Source organism: Polaromonas sp. P4_H1, from assembly GCF_056400945.1.
The window spans coordinates 1-1,207 of sequence record NZ_JBFUKG010000044.1; the positions used below are offsets into that span (position 1 = coordinate 1).

Sequence of the window (1,207 nt, forward strand, 5' to 3'; positions counted from 1 at the left end):
AACTCCGGACTCGTCAGAACGTTGAAGAATTCCACCGCCTGGGTCGATCTCGCCCGGCGTCCAATGCTGCTGCAACGTTGATGCAAGACGCTTTGGGCATTACGATCCATGGTGGCTGGCCTTTGGGAAGATGGTTTGGGTGCTTCGTAAACAACCATCCTATCGACCCTTTGGTCAGCCATCTCCCTTTGCTTTCAAGCACTTACGCACGTCGCCGAAGGCCAACCTGCCAAAGTAAGTGCCATTCGCCTTAATACGGCTTGTCGATGAGGGTGTGCGTGAAAAAACCGGGGCAGGCCATCGTTTTCAGTGGCGCAACAGGATGGCGGCCAGAACAAATGCGGCCATCCACAGCGTTTCGACCAGCAGCAGCACAAAGGGGCGCCAGCCGGCGCGGGCCAGTTGCCTGAATGAAGTCTTCACGCCCAGCGCCGCAATGGCAACGACCAAACAGGCACGCGAGACATCGTTCAGGCCGGTTTGCACCGCCGCCGGTACGCCGCCCATGGAGTTGATGATGACCAGGGCCACGAACACCCACAGAAACCACGGCACCAGGGGCTGCTTGGCGTCGGCGGACGTGCTCTCGCTCGCCTCGCGCTGCCGCTTGAACAGACTGGACACCACCACCACCACCACAGCCAGCATGGACACGCGAAACAGCTTGACGATGGTGGCGTAGTCGCCGGTTTCGGGGTTCAGCATATAACCGGCGCCTACTACCTGCGCAACGTCGTGGATCGTGCCACCCAGAAACAGGCCGGCAAGCTCGGGCGGCAGATGCAGCAGCTTGGCAATCAGTGGATAAATCACCATGGCCAGGGTAGACAGCACGGTCACGGTCACCACCACCATCAGGGTGAAGCGTTCACTTTCCTTGTTGCGCGGCAACACCGCCGAGATCGCCAGGGCGGCCGACGCGCCGCAGATGGCGACCGCACCGCCGGACAACACCGCTTGCGCGCGGTTCATGCCCAGACGACGTCCCAGCAGCACCCCACACAGCAGCGTGGTCACGACTGCGGCGATGACGATGGCCGCAGTGCTCCAGCCCAAGCCCGCAATTTGACTCGCCGTGATCCGCGCACCGAGCAGGCCGACGCCCAGGCGCAGCACGGTACGCGAGCAAAATTCGATGCCGGGCCTGGTGTTGGCGTCATGGCTGAGGTAGTGAAATCCCACACCAAAGAACAGCGCATACAAAAAC

1 protein-coding gene is annotated in these 1,207 nt (G+C 61.2%); it reads right to left on the reverse strand.

The genetic code is table 11. The features are described 5' to 3' along the window. Positions 1-306: 306 nt before the first annotated feature. Positions 307-1,207, reverse strand: a 901-nt coding sequence (locus AC1DS5_RS24940) for a YeiH family protein (RefSeq protein WP_477720929.1), incomplete at its 5' end; no start/stop codon positions are given.